The sequence below is a fragment of the Euzebya sp. genome (assembly GCF_964222135.1).
GTDB lineage: Bacteria > Actinomycetota > Nitriliruptoria > Euzebyales > Euzebyaceae > Euzebya.
This window is the reverse complement of the sequence record NZ_CAXQBR010000022.1, coordinates 57,240-74,142: the sequence shown is the minus strand read 5'-3', so window position 1 is coordinate 74,142 and position 16,903 is coordinate 57,240. Positions and strand designations below refer to the sequence as shown.

General features: G+C 74.9%; 11 protein-coding genes. 9 read left to right on the top strand and 2 right to left on the bottom strand.

Annotated features, from left to right (window positions below; genetic code table 11):
- The first annotated feature begins 464 nt into the window (after positions 1-464).
- From ACEQ2X_RS06035 to ACEQ2X_RS06010, 6 genes are read left to right on the top strand one after another with little or no spacing between them, the layout of a single operon-like run.
- On the top strand, positions 465-1,610 hold the full coding sequence (locus tag ACEQ2X_RS06035; protein ID WP_370324890.1) for an AAA family ATPase: 1,146 nt from the start codon (positions 465-467) through the stop codon (positions 1,608-1,610).
- The gene (locus tag ACEQ2X_RS06030) at positions 1,610-3,193 is read left to right on the top strand and encodes a hypothetical protein (RefSeq protein ID WP_370324889.1); all 1,584 of its coding nucleotides are present in this window, start codon (positions 1,610-1,612) and stop codon (positions 3,191-3,193) included. The genes ACEQ2X_RS06035 and ACEQ2X_RS06030 overlap by 1 nt, the downstream gene beginning before the upstream one ends.
- Positions 3,194-3,198: 5 nt before the next feature.
- The gene (locus tag ACEQ2X_RS06025; protein WP_370324888.1) at positions 3,199-4,353 is read left to right on the top strand and encodes a conjugal transfer protein; all 1,155 of its coding nucleotides are present in this window, start codon (positions 3,199-3,201) and stop codon (positions 4,351-4,353) included.
- Between the two features lie 59 nt (positions 4,354-4,412).
- Positions 4,413-6,380, top strand: a complete 1,968-nt coding sequence (locus ACEQ2X_RS06020; protein WP_370324887.1) for a hydantoinase/oxoprolinase family protein — start codon at positions 4,413-4,415, stop codon at positions 6,378-6,380.
- The gene (locus tag ACEQ2X_RS06015) at positions 6,377-7,951 is read left to right on the top strand and encodes a hydantoinase B/oxoprolinase family protein (RefSeq protein WP_370324886.1); all 1,575 of its coding nucleotides are present in this window, start codon (positions 6,377-6,379) and stop codon (positions 7,949-7,951) included. Before ACEQ2X_RS06020 ends, ACEQ2X_RS06015 begins: the two co-directional genes overlap by 4 nt.
- Before the next feature lie 41 nt (positions 7,952-7,992).
- Positions 7,993-9,417, top strand: a complete 1,425-nt coding sequence (locus ACEQ2X_RS06010; protein ID WP_370324885.1) for an LCP family protein — start codon at positions 7,993-7,995, stop codon at positions 9,415-9,417.
- Between the two features lie 14 nt (positions 9,418-9,431).
- Here the strand turns inward: ACEQ2X_RS06010 and ACEQ2X_RS06005 are convergent, their stop codons facing one another.
- The gene (locus tag ACEQ2X_RS06005) at positions 9,432-10,727 is read right to left on the bottom strand and encodes a murein hydrolase activator EnvC (RefSeq protein ID WP_370324884.1); all 1,296 of its coding nucleotides are present in this window, start codon (positions 10,725-10,727) and stop codon (positions 9,432-9,434) included.
- A 214-nt stretch (positions 10,728-10,941) separates the two neighbouring features.
- Between ACEQ2X_RS06005 and ACEQ2X_RS06000 the strand changes: the two genes are divergently transcribed.
- The 3 genes from ACEQ2X_RS06000 (at position 10,942) to ACEQ2X_RS05990 (ending at position 15,654) form a co-directional block, all read left to right on the top strand.
- Positions 10,942-12,963 (top strand): VanW family protein, encoded by a 2,022-nt coding sequence (locus ACEQ2X_RS06000; protein ID WP_370324883.1) that lies wholly within the window; start codon positions 10,942-10,944, stop codon positions 12,961-12,963.
- A gap of 67 nt (positions 12,964-13,030) precedes the next feature.
- Positions 13,031-14,353, top strand: a complete 1,323-nt coding sequence (locus ACEQ2X_RS05995; protein ID WP_370324882.1) for a hemolysin family protein — start codon at positions 13,031-13,033, stop codon at positions 14,351-14,353.
- Positions 14,350-15,654, top strand: a complete 1,305-nt coding sequence (locus ACEQ2X_RS05990) for a hemolysin family protein (RefSeq protein ID WP_370324881.1) — start codon at positions 14,350-14,352, stop codon at positions 15,652-15,654. Before ACEQ2X_RS05995 ends, ACEQ2X_RS05990 begins: the two co-directional genes overlap by 4 nt.
- Before the next feature lie 16 nt (positions 15,655-15,670).
- Here the strand turns inward: ACEQ2X_RS05990 and moeB are convergent, their stop codons facing one another.
- Positions 15,671-16,819: a molybdopterin-synthase adenylyltransferase MoeB gene (moeB, locus tag ACEQ2X_RS05985; RefSeq protein ID WP_370324880.1), complete on the bottom strand. Its 1,149-nt coding sequence runs from the start codon at positions 16,817-16,819 to the stop codon at positions 15,671-15,673.
- Positions 16,820-16,903 lie beyond the last annotated feature (84 nt).

Sequence of the window (16,903 nt, the reverse complement as noted above, 5' to 3'; positions counted from 1 at the left end):
GGGGGGGGCCCGGGGGGGGGGCGTGCGGCGGGGGCGGGGGCATCGCGTCGCCGTCGGCCCACAGCAACCCCCGGGGTCCCGCCTGATCCGTCCCGTCCTGCCTCGAGATCTCCACGCCCACCTCCGCCTGTTCGGTCGCCCACCGTCGGCGACGACTCACGCGCTGTGAGACGGTACCGCGTCGCCGACTAGTCGCACCGGACCATACGTCCAGTACGTGCCGCGCCGCAGGTGATGGCACTGCGGGTGGGGGTCGCATGACGTACCCGGACGCCCCCGTCACCGACTTGTCAGGCCCATGTCCAGCACCCGCGCGGCTGGGCCGATCGGGTAGTGGACACCGCCCGCGGTGCCGGCCATCATCCACACCACGGGACGACCCCCCTGGCCCGGCGGGCGACAGGTGGGTAGAACTAGTGCCGCACACGACGGGTTCGCGGCCGGACGACGGGGATGGCACCAGGATGAGGGACACCGACGACGAGGGCGAGGTGGGCACCGCGTCCGGCGGGGTGTGGAGCGCCGTCTCGACCACGCTCGACGGCCCCCCGCCGCCGCCCCCGACCGACCCGTTCTCGATCCGCGTCGACGAGGTGGGCAGCGGGCCGGTCGTCGACTTCGACCACAGCGCCTGGGTCGAGGCCCGCAACCCCGCGCCGGTGCGGGGCTGGCGGCGCTGGCTCTGGCGGGTCACGGGCGGGCGGTTCCGGCCCAACCCCACCGCGGAGGAGCGCCGCAGCCGACAGCTGCTCGCCGCCGCCCGCCGCCCCTTCACCGGCGCTCGCACGATCGCGGTGATCTCGACCAAGGGCGGGGTCGGCAAGACCACCACCGCGCTGAACCTCGGGCACACGCTCGCGATGACGCGGGGTGACCGGGTGGTCGCCCTCGACGCGAACCCCGACGCCGGCAGCCTGGGGTACCGCGTCGCCCGCGAGACCGATGCGACGGCGCTGGACCTGCTGGCGTACCCCGAGGAGATCACCGGCTACGCCCAGATCCGCGGCTTCACGTCGCAGGCGCCCAGCCGGCTCGAGGTGATCGCCAGCCCCGACGACCCGCGACTGACCCGGCGGCTGGGACGCGACGAGTACGAGCGCCTGCTCGGCATCCTGCGCCTGCAGTACAACCTCGTCGTCGCGGACTGCGGGACCGGGATCCTCGACTCGGCCACGCGCGGTGTGGTCCAGGCGGCCGACCAGCTCGTCGTGGTCACCGGACCGAGCGTCGACGCCGCCCGGGCCGTCACGTACCTGCTCGCGTGGCTCCGCGAGCACGGCATGGCCGACATGGTCGCCGACGCCGTCGTGGTCATCAACGGCGTGCGCGACGGTCGCCGCCCCGTCGACGTGACGAAGGTCGTGGACCACTTCCGGGCGCTCGTGCGCGACGTCGTGGTCGTGCCCTTCGACGTCGAGCTCGCGAACGGCGCCGCCGTCGAGCTCGAGTGGCTCGACGTGACCACCCGACAGGCCTACTTGGAGCTGGCGGGGGTGCTGGTCGACGCGTTCGTCGCGGACGACGCCGCACCGCCAGCCCACCACCCCGATCCGACGTCCGCCGCGACCGGTCGGATCACCGTGCCAGGAACGACCGGAGGAACCGACTGATGCACTCCCACGCCCCGCACGACGACGTGCTGGCCGCCACCGTCGCCGACCAGCTGGCCATGGCACGTCTCCGCCGCCGCCAGGTGCTCGCCGCGGAGCTCCGCGGTGCCGAGGGCGCGACCTCGCGGGCGCTGCTGCAGACCGCAGGGCGTCGCGCGAAGCAGGGGACCGCCGCCGTGGGTGCGGCCGGCATCCTGCTCGCGCCCGGCATGTCGGGCGTGGCCGCGGCGCAGGAGGGCCCTCCACCGGGTGAGGGCGAGGGCGTCGCGGTGGACCCGCCGACCACCCCCGACGTCGTCGAGGAGGTCGTCGACGCGGTCACGCCGGAGGAGCCGGGCGGCGGGATCGAGACCCAGCCGGGCGGTGAGGAGGACGGAGGATCCGTCGGTGACGTGGTCGGCGACGTCGTCGATGACGTCGTCGATGACGTCGTGGACGAGGTGGCCGACGGGGTCGGCGACGCAGCAGGCGACGTCGGGGACGCGGTCGGCGATGTCGTGGACGACCCGGAGGACGAGGCCCCGGTCGACGAGGCACCGGTCGACGAGGCACCGGTCGACGAGGCACCGGTCGACGAGGCCCCCGTGGACGGACCGGCCGACGGGGTCACGGACCCCATCGGCGATGCGGTCGGTGAGGTCGTGGACGGCGTGGGCGACGACCTCGAGGAGGTCGTCGGCGGTGTCGGCGAGGGTGTGGAGGACGTCGTCGAGGCGCTCCCGGACCCGCTCGAGGAGCTGCCGGGCGGCGAGGAGGACGGTCCCGCCGTCCCCGACGCGCCCAACCCGCCCGTGATCCAGGTCCCCCCGCCACCGACGACGCCGGCCACGCCGGCCCGCCCCGCACCCGCACGTCCCACGCCAGCGCCGAGCCCCGCGCTCCCCGCGCCGGTCGGCGAGGTCGGTGACGTGGTCGACGAGGTCGTCGGCGGGGCGGTCGACGAGGTCGCCGAGACGGTCGCGCCGACCCCCGAGCGCACCGACCCGGTCCACACGCCGCAGGTGACCGCACCGCCCCTGCAGATCCAACCCCGGCCCGCGGCGCCCCGGCCTGCCACCGCGGTCGATCCGCCCTCGTCACCGAACGCACGGCCGGTGGCACGGCCGATCGCCCCCGAGGTCCAGGTCGTCGAGGAGCTGACGATCGAGGAGCGCGTCAGACAGGCCCAGCAGCGCCCCGTCGACGCCGACCGCCTCGCGGACTGGACCCTGGCGATCAGCCAGGCCTGGGCCGCCCGCGCAGGAGGCGTGGCGACCGCGACCGACACCCCCGCCGTCACGCCCGTCGCCACGGGCGGTCTCGGGACCCCGGACGTGCAGGACGGCGTGGTCGTCTACGACGAGGTGGCCGCCACCCCGACCCTCGGCTGGTCGTATGAGATCAAGGCCGGGGACTCGCTCTGGGACGTCAGCGAGGCCCTCTGGGGCACCGCCGACCTCACCCCGGCGCAGGTCGAGGCCACCTGGCGCCTCCTCTACACCTGGAACGCCGACCGGCTCGGCGCCGACCCCGACACGATCCCCACGGGGGTGGTCATCCAGATCCCGGTCGACGCCGACGTCGCCGGCGATCTCGGGGCGTGATCGCGGTGAGCGCCACCGGGACCCGCCCGCCCCTCTTCGACCCCGATCCCGACGACGGCGACATCGGATCCGCTCCGCGCTTCCCGCTGCAGCGCACCCCGCGCGGCGGACGCCGCCGCGGCAAGGGCGACTCGTCGCCCGCGTGGGTCCGCCCCTTCATCTTCGGCGGGCTCGTGCTGATCGCCATCCTGTCCCTCGCGTCGATCCTGACCAGCGGGGGGGACGGGGCCGGCGCGGACGACCCGTCCGCGGACGCCCTGCCCGCCGACGCCCAGCCCGCCGACGCCCAGCCCGCCGACGAGCCGGCACCGGCCGACGACGTCGCCGTCGAGGCCGATCCGGCAGCGGCCCCGGACAGGGCCGACGAGCAGGTCGCGGAGGACCCCGTCGCGGAGGACCTGGCCGCTGCGGCAGCAGCGGACGACGCCAGCGGGTCGGACCCGGACGGGGCGATCGCCGACGCGGCGACCAGCACGGGGAGGCCGCACGCGGAGGCCTTCGCCGTCCAGTTCGCCCACGACTACCTCAACTTCGACGCGGCCGCCCCCGAGGTGCGCGAGCGCGAGCTCGCCGCCTACCTCGCCCCGGGGCTCGACCCCCAGCTCGGCTGGGACGGCCAGGGCAGCCAGCTGGCGGTGCTCACGGTCCCGGTCGCCTCGCGAGCCGAGGGCGAGCGCACCGTCGTGACCGTCGCCGCGCAGGTCACCGGCCGGGACGCCCCGCGGTGGGTGCACCTCGACGTCCCGCTGGTCCAGGACGGCGACGGCCGCTGGGCGGTCGTGGCCCCGCCCGCGTTCGTGCCCCGTCCGCAGGCCGGCAGCCCGTCGGTCGGCGGCGACGACGTCGCGCTCGATGCCGAGATCGGCGAGCAGCTGCAGCCGCGCATGACCCAGCTGTTCACCGCCTACGCGAGCCAGCAGGCCGTGGAAGTCGACGGGGTCACCGTCGACGACGCGGCCATCCGCGGTCTCGGTGGACAGGTGGAGCTGGCCGAGGTGGGCACCCTCGAGGTCGAGGCCGGTGACGCCGACCGCCGCACCGCCCGGATCACCGTGTCGTGGGCCGACGAGGTGACCGCGTCGACGCTCAGCCAGGCGTACGTCCTCACCCTCGTCGGCCAGGGCGGTGACTGGCTGGTGGAGTCCATCGCCGCCAGCTGACCCCATGGGCTGACCCCGGCCGCTGACCCCACCGGCCGGCGACGTAGGATCGCGGCGACATGGCCGCCCCGTCCGGACCTGCGGTCGCCGGCGTCGACGTCGGCGGCACGTTCACCGATGCGGTCGTGGTCGGCGCGGACGGTCGACCGGTGATGCGCAAGGCCGCCACCACCCCGGACGACCAGAGCGCCGGGCTGGCCGGTGCGCTCGACGACGCCCGTGGCGACATCGACGTGAGCGCGCTCGGGCACGGCACGACCACCGCGACCAACGCGGTCCTCGAACGCGACCTCGGCCGTGCCGCGCTGGTCGTGACCGAGGGCTTCCGGGACCTGCTGGTGATCGCGCGGCAGGACCGCCCGTCGCTGTACGACCTCACCGCCGTGCGGCCCGAGCCGGTCGTCCCGCCGGAGCGTGTGGTGACGGCGGTCGAGCGGGTGGCAGCCGACGGCACCGTCCTCGTCCCGCTCACCGACGACGAGGTGGATCGGGTCGTCGACCGCATCCGGGACCTCGAGGCGGACGCCGTCGCGGTCGTGCTGCTGTTCAGCTGGACCCGTCCCGACCACGAGCGGCAGATCGGCGAGGCGATCGCCCGCGCGCTCCCGTCGGTCCACGTCACCCTGTCCTGCGACCTCGTCGGCGCCGTCCGCGAGTACGAGCGGGCGAGCACCTGCGCGCTCAACGCCGCGGTCGGCCCGCTGATGTCCGGCTACCTCTCCCGGGTCGCCGACCGGGTCGGCGGCGCCGCGGTGACGGTCATGACCTCCGGCGGGGGGACCGCCGGCATCGAGCGCATGGTCGCCGAACCCGTCCACACCCTCCTGTCGGGTCCCGCCGCGGGCGTGGTCGCCGCCGCGGCTGCCGCGACGTCAGCCGGCCACCCCGACGCGGTCGCCTTCGACATGGGCGGCACCAGCACCGACGTGTGCCTGATCCTCGAAGGCAGGCCGGTCATCGACCAGCGCGGCCGCATCGGCGACCTGCCGATCGGCACGCCGACGGTCGGCATCCACACCGTCGGCGCCGGCGGCGGCTCGATCGCCTCCCTGGACCCCGGCGGCGCGCTGCAGGTCGGCCCCCGGTCGGCCGGCGCGGTGCCCGGCCCAGCCTGCTACGGCCGCGGCGGCACCCGGCCGACCGTGACCGACGCCCACGCGGTGCTCGGCCACCTGGTCGACCTCGCCGGCGGGCAGCTCGAGCCCGACCTGGCCGCTGCCGAGGCGGCCGTCGCCGCGGTCGAGGGCGCGACCGCCCGCGGCATCATCGACGTGGTCCGGGCACAGATGGCCCGCGCCCTGCGCCGCGTCACCACCGAGGCCGGGGTGGACCCGGCCGGGCTCGCCCTGGTCGCCTACGGCGGTGCCGGTCCCCTCCACGCCTCCGCGCTGGCCCGCGCGCTGGGCTGCGCCGCGGCGATCCTGCCGCCCGCGCCCGGTGTCCTGTCCGCCGCCGGCCTGCTGGTCGCCCCCCGACGCCAGGAGGTCTCCCAGACCGTGATGGCGTCACCCGGCGACGACCTGGGCGACGCGCTCGCCGCGCTCGCCGACCGGGTCGACGACGCCCTCGGCGACCGCGAGTGGGTGGCCGACCTCCGCTACGCCGGGCAGGCCCACGAGCTGCGCATCCCGTTCCCCGACGGCCGGCCGGACGGGCTGGCCGAGGCGTTCGCCGCCGCCCACACCGCCGCCTACGGCTACGCGATGCCCGACCGGCCGATCGAGCTCGTCACGCTCCGGCTGGTCGCCACCGGCCCGCCGCTGGTCGACGGTCCGCTGGAGGGGTGGGACCTCGGCGCCGCCGCCGACGTGCGGTGGACCACCGCCGACCTCGGGGACGGCCCAGAGGACGTCGCCGTCCACGCCCGCGGCAGCCTGACCACGGCCGGGACCGTCGTCGAGGGACCCGCGATCATCACCCAGCCCGACTCGACGGCCCTGCTGCTGCGCGGCGACGTCGCCGAGGTCGACGCCCACGGCAACCTGGTCGTCCGGGTGCCTCCGGAAGGCGGCGGGGTGCGGTCATGAGCGACGCCAGCCGCCTGCAGGTGGTCCGCCACGCCCTCGACGGCATCGCCGAGCAGATGGGCGTCGCGCTGGAGCGCTCGGCCTACTCCCCCAACGTCACCGAGCGCCTCGACCTGTCCGCGGCGGTGTTCGGCCCGGACGGGCGGATGGTCGCCCAGGCCGAGCACATCCCGGTGCACCTCGGGTCCATGCCGGCGTCGGTGCGCGCGGTCCTCGACCGCTTCGACCTGCGGCCCGGCATGCAGGCGAGGGTCAACCACCCCCACGCGGGCGGCAGCCCCCTGCCGGACATGCCCCGCGTCGGCGCGGTCGGCGACGACGACGGGCGCCTGCTCGGCTACGTCGCCAACCGCGCGCACCACGCCGACATCGCCGGGGCCGCACCCGGGTCGATGCCGGCCGACGCGGTCGACATCGCGATGGAGGGGCTGCGGGTCCCGCCGACCCTCCTCGTGGACGGCCACGGCGAACGCCCCGACGTGATCGACCTGCTGGCGGCCAACTCGCGGACGCCGGCGGAGCGCTACGGCGACCTCCGCGCGCAGTTCGCCGCCAACCACGCGGGTGCAGCCCGCCTGCGCGAGCTGGCCGCCGAGCGCGGTGCCGACGGGCTGCTGGCCGACATGGCGGCGTTGCAGGACCACGCCGACCGCCGGATCCGCGCGGCGCTGCGCGACATGCCGACGGGGTCGTGGTCGGCGACGGACATCCTCGAGCACGTCGACGACGACCACCCCGACGGGCTCGAGCTGGCGGTGACCGTCGAGCTGACCGGCGACCGCCTGGTCGTGGACCTGCGCCGCTGCCCCGCCCAGGTCGCCGCGAACGTCAACGCGGTGCGGGCGGTGACCGAGTCCGCCGCGCTGTTCGTGCTCCGTCTCCTCGCCGACCCCGGCGCGCCGGCGAACGAGGGGACGGCACGCGCGCTCGAGGTCCGCACGACCCCGGGCACGGTGGTGGACGCCACGTTCCCCGCCCCGGTCGCGACGGGGAACGTCGAGACCAGCCAGCGGCTGATCGACCTCCTCCTCGCCGCGCTGGCGCCCGCCCTGCCCGCCCGGGTGCCCGCCGCGTCGCAGGGCACGATGAACAACGTCCTGATCGGGTCGCGCGGCGTCGCTGCCCCCTTCTCCTACTACGAGACGATCGGCGGCGGTGAGGGGGGCACCCCCCGCCGGCCCGGCATGCACGGCATCCACACCGGCATGACCAACACGCGCAACACGCCGGTGGAGGCCCTCGAGCTGGCCTACCCCCTGCGGGTCCTCCGCAGCGAGCTGCGCACCGGCTCCGGCGGCGCGGGGCACCACCCGGGCGGCGAGGGCGTCGTCCGGGAGGTGGAGGTCCTCGCGCCCGCCACGGTCACCCTCCAGACCGAGCGGCGGGCTCGCGGCCCCTGGGGTCTGGCCGGCGGCTCGGCCGGCGCGCCCGGGCGCAACACCTTGATCACCGCGGACGGCGACGTGCGCGACCTGCCCGCGAAGGCGACCATCTCGGTGCAGGCTGGAGACCGGATCCGGCTGGAGACCCCCGGCGGCGGTGGCTGGGGTGACCCTCCCGCCGGCCGCTGACGCGCCGACCACCCCACGACCGAGGAACCCGACGTCCCACGATGAGCCAGCCACCAGACTCGATCGATCGGACCTACGGGGAGCGCTGGGCCGGCGACCGCCCCTCCGGCGGCGACGACGACTTCGGACCGCCGATGCGGGGACGGCACCGCCGGCTGTCCTTCGGGGCGGCGCTCGGCGCGGCGCTGCGCATCGCCGTCTTCGGCGTGCTGATCATCGCGCTGCTGCTGGTCGGCCTCGGCGTGTACGCGTCCAGCCAGATCACCCGCGAGCCGGTCGAGGGGCTCGGGAACGGCGTCGGCGCGTTCAACGTCCTGGTGGTCGGCTCGGACAGCCGTGAGGGCTTCACGCCCGAGCAGCTCGCCCAGCTCGGCACCGAGGCGGTCGAGGGCCGCCGCACCGACACGATCTTCCTCCTCAGCGTCGACGGGGGCCGCGCGGCGATGCTCAGCTTCCCCCGCGACCTGTACGTCACCGCCTGCGACGGCCAGCAGGGGCGGATCAACGGCGCCTACGCCCGGCTGGGGCCGTCCTGCCTGGTCCAGACGGTGACCGACCTCACCGGCATCGCGATCGACCACTACGTCGAGATGAACCTCTTCGGCTTCGTGCAGATCGTCGACGCGGTCGGCGGCGTGCCGATCTTCCTCGACCAGCCCCTCACCGACGCCTTCGCGGGCGTCGACCTGCCGGCCGGCTGCAACGTCCTCGACGGGACCGCAGCGATCGGCTTCGTCCGCGCCCGACACGTCGACTCCGACCTCGGCCGCATCGCCCGCCAGCAGCGGTTCCTGAAGGAGCTGGTCGAGGAGGTCGTCTCCCCCTCCACCGTGGTCAACATCCCACGGCTGTTCCGCGTCGCCGGGGCGTCGGGCCGGTCGCTGATCGCCGACGAGGGCCTCGGCGTCATCGACCTGGCCCGCCTGGCCCGCGCCGGTCGCGGCCTCGCCGGGTCGGGGCTGGCCACCTACACCGTGCCGGCCAACGCGGCGAACGTGGACGGCGCGTCGGTGCTGATCCCGGATGCGGCGCAGGTCGACGGCCTCTTCGCCTCGTTCGCCGACGGCTCCATCCTGAGCGTCCCGGCCGAGGCCGACGTCGCGGCCGTGCAGCCCGGCGACGTCCCCATCCAGGTGCTGAACGGCGCCGGCGTGGAGGGTCTGGCCGGCCAGGACCGCGACTTCCTGACCGCCCGCGGCTTCACCGTCTCCGGCGTCGGCAACGCCGACGCCGTCCCCTCCACGGTCGTGCGCCACCCCCCGGGGCAGCAGGCAGCCGCCCAGCTGGTCGCCGACCAGATCCCCGGCGCGACCGTGGCGGAGGTCCCGGAGGTCGCCGACGTCACACTCGTCCTCGGTCCGGGCGCGACGTTCGACGCACCCCCTCCCCCGCCCCCGACAGAGGACCCCGGCGCGGCCGAGGAGGTCCCCCTCGGCGCCGGCGCGGTGCCCCAGGACTGCGGGTAGCCGCCCGCCGGCCGCTACAGGTAGCTGCGGGGGTCGACCGGGACGCCGTTGGCGCGGATCTCGAAGTGGAGGTGGGTGCCGGTGCAGGATCCGGTGCAGCCCATCCCGCCCAGGTAGGTGCCGGTCGACACCGACTGGCCGGAGGAGACCGCGATCTCGGACAGGTGCGCGTAGGCGGTGACGAAGCCGCCGCCGTGGGCGACCAGGACCAGGTTGCCGTAGCCGCCGAGGGGACCGGCGTGGATGACCGACCCGCCCTTGGCCGCCGCGATCGGGGTCCCGGTGCCGCTGGCGATGTCGATGCCCTCGTGCATCCGGCCCCAGCGGGGACCGAACTCGCTGGTCACGCTGCCGGATGCCGGCCAGGAGAACCCGCCGCCGCTGGGGGGCGGCGGTGCGGGCGCGGCCTGGGGTTCGTCAGCCCCGCCGTCGTCGTCCGCCCCTCCCCCGTCCGAGGACCCGCCACCGGAGCCGGAGCTGCCGGACCCGCCGCTGCTCGACCCGCCGCCAGATCCCCCCGCGGCGGCCTGCTGCTCGCGCTGCTGGGCCGCTCGGGCTGCTGCGGCCGCGGCGGCCCCGCGCTCGCGGGCGATGCGGGCCAGCTCCTCGGCCTCGCTCTCGAGGTGGTTCTCGCGGGCCTCGAGCTGGGCGACCAGCTCCTGGCTGGCCGCCGCCACGACGGCTCGGTCGTTCCGTATCTCCTCCACCTCGGCGAGCAGGGCCTCCTGCTCGGTGAGGACGTTGCCGAGGGCGACCTCCTCGGCCTCGAGGGCCTGCTCCTCGGCGACGACGCGGCGCTCGGCGTTGGCCAGGGTCTCGACCGCGGCGCGGTCCTCGCGCCCGATGGCGCTCATGTAGGCGCTCTGGCGCACCGCCTGGGTGACGGAGTTGGCGCCGAGGACCTGGATGACGTCGTCGGGGCGGGCCTGCCGGTAGAGCCGGGCGACGCGCTCGCCCATCAGCTCGCGCTGCTGGGCCAGCTCCGCGCGCGCCTCGGCCAGCCGGGCCTCGGCGTCCGCGACGGCCTCCTGCTGCCGTGCGACGGCCTGCGACGCGGCCTCGACCGCGTCGAAGGCGGCCTGCAGCTGCCGGTCGGCGTCCTCGAGGGCGATCTGGTCCCCCTCGGCGTCTGATCGCGCCGACTCGAGCTCGTCGCGCCCCGCCTGCAGCTGCGCGCGCGTCGCGGCGATCCGGTCCTCCTCCGGGCTGGCGGCCACCGCCGGCAGGGCGGTGAGGGCCATCGCGAGGAGGCACAGCACCGCGATGGCGCGGCGCGCGGACGAGGGCGCGAGCGTGGGGGCTTCCGGCATTCGTGGGGGCACGACCATCCGTAACGGCAAGGACGACTCCGCGGCCAGGGGAGGCCGCGGTGTGCGTTCGATGGGTTGTCACGGGGAAGCGGCACGAGGTGTACCCCGTGGTCGACCGCGAATCAACGAGGCGAACGGACAGGTGTCCGCCGGTGCCGGACCGCGAGCGCACAGGTCGTCGCGGCAGACCACGCACCGTAGGCTGGGCGTCAACATGGCGACGCGTCCTGCCCCGCGACCGCGGCGGCACCGTCCGGCGGGCGGCAGGGCGGGCCGGCCGGCCTGGCTGCGCCCCGCCGTCGTCGCCGGCGTGGTCGTCGTGGCGGCCGCCGCGGGCCTGATCGCGTTCCGGAGCGCCCGACCCGGTGCGCTGCCGGGCACCGTGGTCGGCGGGGTGGAGGTCGGCGGGCTCGAGGAGGCGGCCCTCCGCCAGGCGGTGGCGACGATGGGCGCCGACCGGGCGGCCCGGCGCATCGACGTCCAGCGCGGTCCCCTGCGCGTGCCCACCTCGGCGGGCGCGGCGGGCTACGCCGTCGACGTCGACGCGACCGTCGACGCGGTCCTCCGCCACGGCCGGCAGCTCAACCCGCTCGCCGCCATGGCCGACCACCTGACCGCCGGGTTCACCACGACCCGGGTCCGGCCTGTCGAGGTCGTCGACGACGCGGCGTACCGCCGGTGGGTGATCGCCCTCGGGGAGGACCTCGGCCTGGACGCCGTCCGCGGGGAGGTCCTCGTCGCCGGCTCGCTGGTCGAGGTCCTCCCCCCGCCGCCGGGTGAGATCATCGACGCCGCCGCCCTCCGCGACCGCCTGCTCGCCGCGGTCGACGAGGCCGACACCGACGACGCCGAGGTCACGATCGTGGACGTCCCCACGACCACCGCCACCCCCTCCGCCGACGAGGACCTCCTCGCACGCCTGGCCGCCGACGTCGACCGGGCGATCAGCGCGCCCGTCACCCTCACCCGGGGGGAGGCGGCGCTGACGTTCACCGCCGAGCAGATCGGTGACCTGCTGGCCGTCCGCGCCGAGCCGGTCACCGCCACGCCGGGCGCGGCCGCCCTCGAGCTCGTCGTCGACCCCTCCGCCCTCGCCGGCCTGGTGGGCGACGAGCGGCGCGCCGCGCTGTCCGAGCCCCCCCGTGACGCGGTCGTCGATGTGCGCGGCGACGCCGTCCAGCTCGTCGGGTCCTCCCCCGGATTCGCCTTCGACGCGGTCGTGGCGGCGGACCAGCTCCTCGAGGTCGCGACCTCGGTCGGTCCCCGGACCGTGCCGCTCGAGGGCGAGAACCTCGAGCCGGAGGTGACCACCGCCGAGCTCGAGGCCCTCGGCATCCGCGAGGTGGTCGCCACCTACACGACGGAGCACGCCTGCTGCGAGGGCCGGGTCACCAACATCCAGCGGATGGCCGACCTCGTCGACGGCGCGGTCGTCGGGCCCGGCGAGACCTTCTCCCTCAACGCCCACGTCGGGCCGCGCACGACCGAGGCCGGCTTCGTCGACGGCGGCGCGATCTCCGGCGGCGAGTTCACCGACCAGATCGGTGGAGGGGTCAGCCAGTTCGCGACGACGCTGTTCAACGCCGTCTTCTTCGGCGGCTACGAGATCCTCGAGTTCAAGCCGCACAGCTACTACATCCCCCGCTACCCGGTCGGGCGCGAGGCGACGTTGAACTTCGACCCGCCGATCGACGTGGCGTTCCGCAACGACTCCCCCCACGGCATCTACGTCGCCACCTCCCACACCGACACGTCGGTGACCGTCGCGCTGGTGTCGACCACCTGGGCCGAGGTGGAGTCCACCACCAGCGAGCGCTACGGGATCCGGGAGCCGCGCGAGGAGCGGACCGAGACCGACGAGCTCGACGCCGGCGACGAGCGGGTCGCCCAGGGCGGCCGGCCGGGCTTCAGCGTCGACATCACCCGCACCATCCGCTACGTCGACGGCCGCGAGGAGGTCGAGCGGTTCACGACCACCTACCTCCCCGAGCCGCGGATCATCGAGGTCGGCACGGGTGCGGCGGACGGCCCCACCGAGCCCCCCGAGGACGATCCCACCGACGACGCGCCGGACGACGCGTCTGGCGAGGAGCCCGCGGACCCCGTCGTGACCGAGCCCCCCGACGAGCCGGCCCCTCCCCCTCCCCCGCCACCCCCTCCGCCACCCCCACCCGCGCCCGATCCCGAGCCGACCGCGGCACCGACGCCCACCCCGGCGCCCGAGCCCGCCGGGTGACCGCGGCGGACCACCTGCAGCGTCCGGAGGATGTGGGAGACTTGCCGGCCATGAGGTGCCGCACCCGGTGACGCTGCTCGGGCTGGCGGCCGTCATCGCCCTGATCCTCGCGAACGGCTACTTCGTGGCGGCCGAGTTCGCGCTGGTCGCCGCGCGGCGGAGCCGCCTCGAGACCGCGGCGGCCGACGGCGACCGCCGTGCGTCACGGGCCGTCGCGGTCATCGAGCGGCTCAGCTTCGCGCTGTCCGGCGCCCAGCTCGGCATCACCGTGACGTCCCTGGCGGTCGGGTTCATCGCCGAGCCGGTGTTCGGCGCGCTGTTCGCCCCGGTCCTCGAGCCGCTCGGCGTCCCCGCGGCGTCGTCGACGGCGGTGGCGCTGACCATCGGCCTGGTGTTCTCGACCGCGGCGCAGATGGTCGTCGGCGAGCTCGGGCCGAAGAACCTCGCGATCGCGAAGGCCGAGGACGTCGCCCGCGGCGTCGCGCGCAGCCAGCAGCTGTACCTGCGCCTGTTCGGTCCGGTGATCCGGCTGTTCGACGGCTCGGCCAACGCGCTGATCCGCGCGGTCGGCATCGAGCCGGTGGAGGAGATCGCCCAGGCCGTCACCCTCGACGAGCTCGAGCACATCATCGCCAGCTCGTCGGAGTCCGGCGCGCTGGAGGCGGGGGTGAGCGGGCTGCTGCAGCGATCGATCGAGTTCCGCGAGCTGAAGGCGGACGACGCGATGCGCCCGCGGTCGGAGGTGGTCTGGATCGCCGACGACGCCACGTGCGACGAGCTGGTCGCCCTGGCAGCCGAGACGGGCCACACCCGGTTCCCCGTGACGGGACCCGAGGGCCTCGACGACGTCCGCGGCGTCGTGAGCATCAAGGAGCTGGTCGACGTCGCCGCCGACGAGCTCGGCATCACCCCGGTCCGCGCCCTGGTCGAGGGGGAGATGGCGGTCCCCGAGACCGCGCCGCTGCCGGAGGTCCTGCGCCTGCTGCGCGACGCCCACACCCAGCTCGCGATCGTCGTCGACGAGTTCGGGGGGACCGCCGGGATCGTCACCCTCGAGGACGTCATCGAGGAGCTCGTGGGCGAGATCCTCGACGAGCACGACCCGTTCGAGCGGTCGCCGGTGCGCCGGGCGGACGGCAGCTGGCGGGTGCCGGGCGGCTGGCGGATGGACGAGGTGCGACGCGACACCGGCATCGCGCTGCCCGAGGGCGATCACGACACGGTGAGCGGCCTGGTCATGGCCCAGCTCGGGCGGGTGCCGACGGTCGGCGACCGCGTCGAGGTCGACGGCATCGTGCTCGACGTCCTCAGCGTCCACCGCCACGCGGTGCAGTCCGTGCGCCTGTCACTGGCCTCGACCGCCGCACCCGAGCGCGGGCCGCTGCCATGACCGGCCTCGTCGGCGGCGTGGTCGCCATCCTGCTGCTGATCGCCAACGGCGTGTTCGTCGCGGCGGAGTTCGCGCTGCTGGCCGCGCGCCGCACGCGCATGGAGCAGCTCGCCGCCGAGGGCGACACCCGCGCCGAGGCGGCGATCACCGGGCTGCGGGAGCTGTCGGTGACCCTCGCCGGCGCCCAGCTCGGCATCACGATGGCGAGCCTCGGCCTGGGCACGGTCGCCGAGCCGCTCGTCGCCGGCTTCTTCGAGCACCTGCTGGCCGACAACACCCCGCTGCCCGAGGAGGCGTCGCTGGCGATCGGCTTCGGGATCGGCCTGTCGATCGTGGTGTTCCTCCACATGGTCGTCGGCGAGATGGCGCCGAAGTCCTGGGCGATCGCCGACCCCGAGCGGTCCGCGCTGGCGCTGGCCCGGCCGTTCCGGGTGTTCGTCACCGTGTTCCGGCCGGTCATCGTCGCGCTGAACGCCATGGCGAACGGGCTGGTGCGGCTGGTCGGCGTGGAGCCGCAGGAGGAGCTGGCGGTGGCCCACGCGCCGAGCGACCTGCTGATGGTCATCCGCGAGAGCGCCCGGGAGGGGACGATCGGCGGGGACGAGCAGACCCTGCTCAGCCGGGCCCTCGAGCTGTCGGGCCTCGACGCCGAGTCGGTGATGATCCCCCGCGGCGACATCGTCAGCGTCCCGGCCGACGCGTCGCGGGAGGAGGTGCTGCAGCTCGCCCGCCGGACCGGCCGGTCGAGGATCCCGGTGCACTCCGGCGACCTCGACCACGTCCTCGGCGTGCTGACGGTGAAGGACCTGATCCTCAGCCGGGTCGACGACGCCGGGAGCGATGCCGGGGAGGGCATCGCCGCGCTCGCCCGGCCGGCGCTGGTCGTGCCGGACTCCCGGCCGATCGAGGACCTCCTCCTCGACATGCGATCGGAGCGCCAGCACGTCGCCATGGTCGTCGACGAGTACGGGTCGGTGAGTGGCCTCGTCGCGATGGAGGACATCGTCGAGGAGCTGATCGGCGACTTCGACGACGAGACCGACCGCGTGTCACGGCGGCTGCGACGCCGACCGGACGGCCAGATGGTGGTGCCGGGGACGCTCCGGCCGCACGAGCTCGCCGACCGCACCGGGCTGGCGCTGCCCGACGGTCCCTACGAGACCCTCGCCGGCTTCCTCGAGCACGAGATCGGGCAGGTCCCGGCGGTCGGCACCACGGTGGTCCACGGGCCGCTGCGGTTCACGGTGACGGCCCGGACCGGCTTCCGGGTGACCGAGATCCGCATCGACGCCGGTCAGTAGGGTCAGGAGATCAGGGTCAGTAGGTCGGGATCTGCGGGTCGATCTCGCGGGCGTAGGCGTTGATCCCCCCCTGGAGGTTCCGGAGCTTCCGGAAGCCCGCACCCCGCAGGATCTCGAGGGCCTCCATCGACCGGCGGCCGGTCTTGCACTGCAGCACGATGTCGTCGGCCGAGTCGAGCTCGTCCATCCGGGTCGGCAGCTCGCCGAGCGGGATCAGGCGGGACCCCTCGATGCGGGAGATCTCGTACTCGTGCGGGTCGCGGACGTCGATCAGGGTGACCGCGTCGCGGACCTTCTCGAACTCCTCCGGGGTGATCTGCACGTCGAAGTCGCTGACGTCCTCCTGCACGTGGTCGTTCGCGGGCATCCCGCAGAACTCCTCGTAGTCGATCAGCTCGGTGATCGGCGCCGCGTCCGGGTCGGACTTGATCTTGATGGTGCGCCAGTCGGCGTCGAGCGCGTCGTACAGCTTCATCCTGCCGATCAGCGGCGTGCCGACCCCGGTGATCAGCTTGATCGCCTCGGTGACCTGGCCGGCGCCGATCGTGGCGCACAGCACGCCGAACACACCGCCCTCGGCGCAGGACGGCACCATCCCCGGGGGAGGCGGCTCGGGGAAGAGGTCGCGGTAGGTCGGCCCCTGCTCCGCCCAGAACACCGCGAGCTGGCCCTCGAAGCGGAAGATCGACCCGTAGACGTACGGCTTCCCGAGGATCGCGCAGGCGTCGTTGACCAGGTACCGGGTCGGGAAGTTGTCGGTCCCGTCGATGACCAGGTCGTACCCGGCGATGATGTCGAGGGCGTTGTCGCTGCGGAGCAGCGTCTCGTGGATGATCACGTCGACACCGGGGTTGATGTCGAGGATCGTCTCCTTCGCCGACTCGGTCTTCCGCTTGCCGATGTCCTTGGTGCCGTGGATCACCTGGCGGTGGAGGTTGGACTCGTCGACGGTGTCGTAGTCGACCAGGCCGATCGTGCCGACGCCGGCCGCGGCCAGGTACATCGCCGCCGGTGAGCCCAGACCGCCGGTGCCGACGAGCAGCACCTTCGCGGCCTTCAGGCGTCCCTGCCCGGCCATGCCGATGTCGGGCATGATCAGGTGGCGGGAGTACCGGCGGATCTCGTCGTTCGTGAGCTCGGCCGGTTCTGCGATGAGCGGTTCCATGTGCGTACTGAACAGGGAGAAGGCCCCAACCCTTCCCAGTGGGAACGGTGGAAAGCCCCCTACCGCCAGCTGTCGATGTCGACG

Excerpts from the sequence above, each read along its gene's own strand:
- ACEQ2X_RS05990 (WP_370324881.1), top strand. The coding sequence starts at position 14,350 with ATGACCGGCCTCGTCGGCGGCGTGGTCGCCATCCTGCTGCTGATCGCC.
- ACEQ2X_RS06010 (WP_370324885.1), top strand. The coding sequence starts at position 7,993 with ATGAGCCAGCCACCAGACTCGATCGATCGGACCTACGGGGAGCGCTGG.
- ACEQ2X_RS06035 (WP_370324890.1), top strand. The coding sequence starts at position 465 with ATGAGGGACACCGACGACGAGGGCGAGGTGGGCACCGCGTCCGGCGGG.
- ACEQ2X_RS06000 (WP_370324883.1), top strand. The coding sequence starts at position 10,942 with ATGGCGACGCGTCCTGCCCCGCGACCGCGGCGGCACCGTCCGGCGGGC.
- ACEQ2X_RS06015 (WP_370324886.1), top strand. The coding sequence starts at position 6,377 with ATGAGCGACGCCAGCCGCCTGCAGGTGGTCCGCCACGCCCTCGACGGC.
- ACEQ2X_RS06030 (WP_370324889.1), top strand. The coding sequence starts at position 1,610 with ATGCACTCCCACGCCCCGCACGACGACGTGCTGGCCGCCACCGTCGCC.
- ACEQ2X_RS06005 (WP_370324884.1), bottom strand. The coding sequence starts at position 10,727 with ATGCCGGAAGCCCCCACGCTCGCGCCCTCGTCCGCGCGCCGCGCCATC.
- ACEQ2X_RS06020 (WP_370324887.1), top strand. The coding sequence starts at position 4,413 with ATGGCCGCCCCGTCCGGACCTGCGGTCGCCGGCGTCGACGTCGGCGGC.
- moeB (WP_370324880.1), bottom strand. The coding sequence starts at position 16,819 with ATGGAACCGCTCATCGCAGAACCGGCCGAGCTCACGAACGACGAGATC.